Raw genomic sequence first — 4,439 nt, forward strand, 5'->3', positions numbered from 1 at the left:
ATATTAAAAAATTATTCCCCAGAACAATACATGCTGTTACATTGGAAGGATTTCTAATAAAGCTTACATTGTTTGTATTCGGATTACAATTAAATAAAACAATTAACTAGCAACTTGAATTAATTATATATGATTACTTTTAATTAATCTTTTTTTGGTGGTGGCGGAACTATAGGATCATCACCAGGGCCATCTGCAACGGGTTGAATTGTTTTTTTAATTTCCTTTTTTGTTTGTGATTCCATTTCCTCAGCAGTGCAAGAAACAATTGTTGAACCCAATAGCGCAAACGCTCCCAATAATATTAATTTTTTCATGATAATTTGAATTAAAATTAGATATAGGTATTGCTGTCCGGAACTTTTCCGGAGCTGTTTTTAAGACAATACCAAGTTGCTTTTTGGGAAGTGAAGTGCGTAGAACAGTATGATTTTATTTATACTTCCCAGATAAAGTCCGTCTTACGGTTTTCCGCACTTTTAATTGAACTAGTTTTGTACATTTGTTTTATTTCGATATCGAACAACAACTAATTTCTGGTACAAAGGAAATACGATTACAAGCCTGCATTGATAGGGAATTCCCGGAATTCCTATTAAGTTTTTTCCACTCCTGACAATTCCTTAAAGTTCCCGGAAATTCCTAAAATAAATTTGTAATGCCTATGTCCAACACTACTTTTGAAGATTATAAAATTGCCGTTAAAAATAAATATGAGGAAGAAAAAGACGGCCGATATTTTACTTATTTGAGCGCTCCAACGAGAGCAAAACTCCGGGATTTATGTTGGGAAATATTTGAAAAACCAAACGTACATCAAGACGATTTGACTGTTTTTAATACTTTTTTAGGATTACCTTTTAGTATTAATACGAAGAATAAGTTTAAAGAGCAGAAAGATAAGTTTAGACCAATTGAGACTTTTTTTAAAGGAGAAACAGATCCGACAAATGTTGATGCTGTAAATCTTGCAGCCATATTGCTGGATTTTACACCACGCCCATATGCTAAATTTAGAACGAGTAATCGGGAAGATGAGAATAAAGGAATTAACAGGTTTTATAATTCAGAATTAGTTGTAAAAAAAGAACAACTACTTGAAGTACTATCTGAAGTAAAAGAAGTAAAGCCAGCGAGAGTCAACACTCCGATAAACCTTTTTATTAGTTTTAAGAAAAAGTGTTGTGAAACACTTTTAAAAAAATCAAAAGGGACCATCATTAGTGTAGCCCTTATTTTTTGTTTAATATCGGCTGTAATTTATTTTGCTTTCTTTAAAAAAGATTGCATGCAATGGTCGGGTGATCATTACGAAAGGGTAGATTGTAATTTGAAAGTTGAAGGATTTGTGCAGCTAAATAGTGTAGAACCCTTTGATGAAAGTAAGTTTGAACTCAAAAAAATTAATCTTTCTGATACTACAACTTGTTTTAAAAATGGGGAAGCCCTTATTTGGTATGCCAAGACGGCCAATGGGGTAGATTTTTTTAATACACACGGAAGACATCCTGAAAATGATAATCCGCTTCGTCCTGTGACGCAGTATATTTTGAATAAGTATGGAAAGCATTAGCCTATTTAAGAATTAAGCCAGCTTTTAAAATTATTGATTTCTTTTTTGCTCAGAATAATGGGTTCGGCATCTGGGCACGCCACATTCAGAACGATCTCTATTTTTTGGCTGGAGTGTTTAATAATTTCCTGAATATGATTACGGCTGATAATGTACTTTCGATTTACTTTAAAAAAAAGTGACGGATCTAGTTTGTTAATGAGGTCTTTTAGATTGCTGTTGTACAAATGGCTGTTCCCAGATTGGGTATAAATAAAAAGATGTTTTCCTGTGGCAAAAAAATAAGTAATTGAAGTAGTATTGATAGAGATGAGTTTATCTCTGTGATTGACCAAAAAGTGATGCTGTATATTGCTTTGATTTTCAATTTCAACCAATGATTCAACAATTGGGTTGGGATTAAAAGTTGCTTTTATGTTTTTGTATTTTGATAAGGCTTCTAATAATTCTTCTTCTTCATACGGTTTAAGAAGATAGTCTATGGTAAAATGTTTAAAAACTTTGACCGCATAAGAGTCGTAAGCGGTTATAAAAATGATGGGGCAGGAGACCGCAATTTTTTCAAAAATGTCTAAGCTTTTTCCGTCTCCTAAATGAATATCCATAAAAGCAAGATCAACAGTGTTTTTTGTGAAAAAAGCAATAGCATCTTTTACAGATTTTAGAACCGTGATTGCGGTGATCGCAATTATAGTTTGTTGTTCTAGAGTTGATTTCAGATAATTCGAAGCCAGATGTTCATCTTCAATAATGGCAATTTTCATTTCCTTTTTTTTGCAAAGGTAAAAAAAAGCTCCGTTAAAAACGGAGCTTAATTGAATCTACAAGTTTGGATTATTTAAACGTGCATTCTGTGGGAATGGCAGTGTATAACGTGGGTCATTTTGGATTAATGTATAATCCTGATCAATTACTGTGTGTTTGATTGATTTTTGAGTTGTTCTTCTCAAATCAAACCAACGGTGTCCTTCTGCAGCAAACTCACGCTGTCTTTCCTGAGCAATAAAGGCAAGTAGTTCTGTTTGGTTCATTGCATCAATTTCAATACTAAGCTGATTGAAACCTGCAGCTTTATATCTTTTTTTGATAAAATCCAATACAGTAGTTCTTGCCGTTGTAAGGTCACTTAATTGAGATGAAGCTTCTGCTTTTGTTAAATATAATTCAGATGCTCTGAAAGAGCATTTTTGAGCAAGTTCTCCTCCTTTTCTAAAAACATAATCACCTCCAAGTTTTTGAAAATATACTCCAAAACGTAAATCATTTGTCTGATCGTAAGCATCTAATAAATCTGAAGAAACATAACCAGCTCCTTTTAAGTTATTTGAAAAAACATCTTCAAGTGCTAATATAGATTCAACACCATCATAGCTTGTTGTTAGTACAGGAGTTGCATTTAAATCAACTAAAGTATTTTTGTATGTTAATGCTTTGTTTGCTGCTTCTACAGCTTTTGTCCACTCTTTTTGGTATAAGAAAATACGAGATTCTAATGCATAAATAGCTGCTTTAGAAAAACGGTAGTTCAATCCTTTAGTCTGAGTATCTTTAGTAAGCAATCTTTTAGCTTCCTCCTTATCAGAAAGAATTTGCTCGTAAACTTTAGCAACACTTTCTGGAGTATAAGCCTGCTCTAAATCTACTTTTAAAGCTAATGGAACACCTTTGTCAGTACCTGCTGTAGCAGTATTGTAAGGTTTTGCAAATAAGTTCAATAAGTCGAAATACGAGTAAGCTCTTAAAGCATAAGCTTCTCCAATTAATTGATCTTTATCAGCAGAGGCTTCAAGTTTACCTGCTGCATCATTAATAATAACATTTGCATAAAAAATGGTATTGTAAAGAGCATCGTATTGAAAACTTGTTGTAATCTTATCAGGGTTTCTATCATTCCATACATAAATATCTCTGAAATAAGCGAAATCCTGGCTATATTGGTCTAATATGATTTCATCACCTCTTAATGTAGTAAGCGACTTATGTTTAGGAAAAGCTTCGTATCCTCTTGTAAGTACACTTCTGTAATCTGTTAATGTTTCAGGGATTACTCTGCCAATAGGCTGTACGTCCAGATAATCATCACAGCCTACTGTAGTTATAGCTGCAACGAAAAAGAATGCATATTTTAATATATTTTTCATTTTAAATCAGTTTAAAAAGTTAAGTTACATCCTAGAGATATTGATCTAGGGATTGGTTGTGCGTAGATATTTCCATAAGTTTCAGGATCAAAGTAACCTTTGTAATCCGAACTGACAACAAATAAGTTTCTTCCTTCTACACTAAATCTGATATCTTCCATGAAAACACTATTTGTCGCTTTTTTAGGTAAAGAATATCCTAAACGAAGACTGCTTAATCTCATGTAACTCATCTCTTTTACCCATGTGTCAAGTAAAGCATAAGTGTCTACTGTATTTGCTGTAGCATACCAGTCGTAAGCCATCCATGAATCACCTGTTCCAGAATTTTTACCCACGATACCAGGTAAGTTTGAGCTGGTATTTGTCGGTGAATAGGCATTTAAGATATCCGTAGAATAGTTTTGTCCACGGTCTACTTCAGTTCCACTATAAGGAGGTCTCTCAACTACAGTTTGTTTAATATTAAAAGTAGTAGCAATGGTTAGGTCAAAGTTATGTACTTTAAACGTGTTGATAAAACCTCCTGTAAATTTAGGGTCACGATCTCCTACGTAGGTAAATAGGTTACGTGTTTCTGTTGCTGTTAAGCGCGATTGTGGACTTGCAACAAAAAGTGGGACAAATTTTCTAAGACCTATGCTACACTTTTAATTTTATAAAATTCTAGTTCGATTTCTTTAGGTGTTTTATATCCCAAAGAAGAATGCAGACGTTTTCTATTA

The 4,439-nt window shown here is 33.3% G+C and carries 5 protein-coding genes and 1 pseudogene; 2 read left to right on the forward strand and 4 right to left on the reverse strand.

Annotated elements, in window-relative coordinates; all coding sequences use genetic code 11:
* A pseudogene (locus J3495_RS19500) lies at positions 1-110 on the forward strand (IS982 family transposase); the annotation flags it as partial.
* 33 nt (positions 111-143) lie between these two features.
* Here J3495_RS19500 and J3495_RS18810 read toward each other — a convergent pair.
* The gene (locus J3495_RS18810; protein WP_210668495.1) at positions 144-317 is read right to left on the reverse strand and encodes a hypothetical protein; all 174 of its coding nucleotides are present in this window, start codon (positions 315-317) and stop codon (positions 144-146) included.
* 341 nt (positions 318-658) lie between these two features.
* Between J3495_RS18810 and J3495_RS18815 the strand changes: the two genes are divergently transcribed.
* Entirely contained in the window at positions 659-1,573 is a 915-nt protein-coding gene (locus J3495_RS18815; protein ID WP_210668496.1) for a hypothetical protein, read from the forward strand.
* 5 nt (positions 1,574-1,578) lie between these two features.
* Here J3495_RS18815 and J3495_RS18820 read toward each other — a convergent pair whose 3' ends face one another.
* Genes J3495_RS18820 through J3495_RS19280 form a run of 3 tightly spaced genes read right to left on the reverse strand, consistent with a single transcriptional unit; the run spans position 1,579 to position 4,052 of the window.
* The gene (locus J3495_RS18820; protein WP_210668497.1) at positions 1,579-2,337 is read right to left on the reverse strand and encodes a LytR/AlgR family response regulator transcription factor; all 759 of its coding nucleotides are present in this window, start codon (positions 2,335-2,337) and stop codon (positions 1,579-1,581) included.
* Positions 2,338-2,394: 57 nt separating this feature from the next.
* On the reverse strand, positions 2,395-3,714 hold the full coding sequence (locus J3495_RS18825) for a RagB/SusD family nutrient uptake outer membrane protein (RefSeq protein WP_210668498.1): 1,320 nt from the start codon (positions 3,712-3,714) through the stop codon (positions 2,395-2,397).
* An 11-nt stretch (positions 3,715-3,725) separates the two neighbouring features.
* The gene (locus J3495_RS19280) at positions 3,726-4,052 is read right to left on the reverse strand and encodes a TonB-dependent receptor (RefSeq protein WP_236025515.1); all 327 of its coding nucleotides are present in this window, start codon (positions 4,050-4,052) and stop codon (positions 3,726-3,728) included.
* Between the last annotated feature and the right edge of the window lie 387 nt (positions 4,053-4,439).

Source organism: Flavobacterium geliluteum, from assembly GCF_017948595.1.
GTDB classification, from domain to species: domain Bacteria; phylum Bacteroidota; class Bacteroidia; order Flavobacteriales; family Flavobacteriaceae; genus Flavobacterium; species Flavobacterium flavipigmentatum.

Excerpts from the sequence above, each read along its gene's own strand:
- J3495_RS18815 (WP_210668496.1), top strand. The coding sequence starts at position 659 with ATGCCTATGTCCAACACTACTTTTGAAGATTATAAAATTGCCGTTAAA.
- J3495_RS18820 (WP_210668497.1), bottom strand. The coding sequence starts at position 2,337 with ATGAAAATTGCCATTATTGAAGATGAACATCTGGCTTCGAATTATCTG.
- J3495_RS18810 (WP_210668495.1), bottom strand. The coding sequence starts at position 317 with ATGAAAAAATTAATATTATTGGGAGCGTTTGCGCTATTGGGTTCAACA.
- J3495_RS18825 (WP_210668498.1), bottom strand. The coding sequence starts at position 3,714 with ATGAAAAATATATTAAAATATGCATTCTTTTTCGTTGCAGCTATAACT.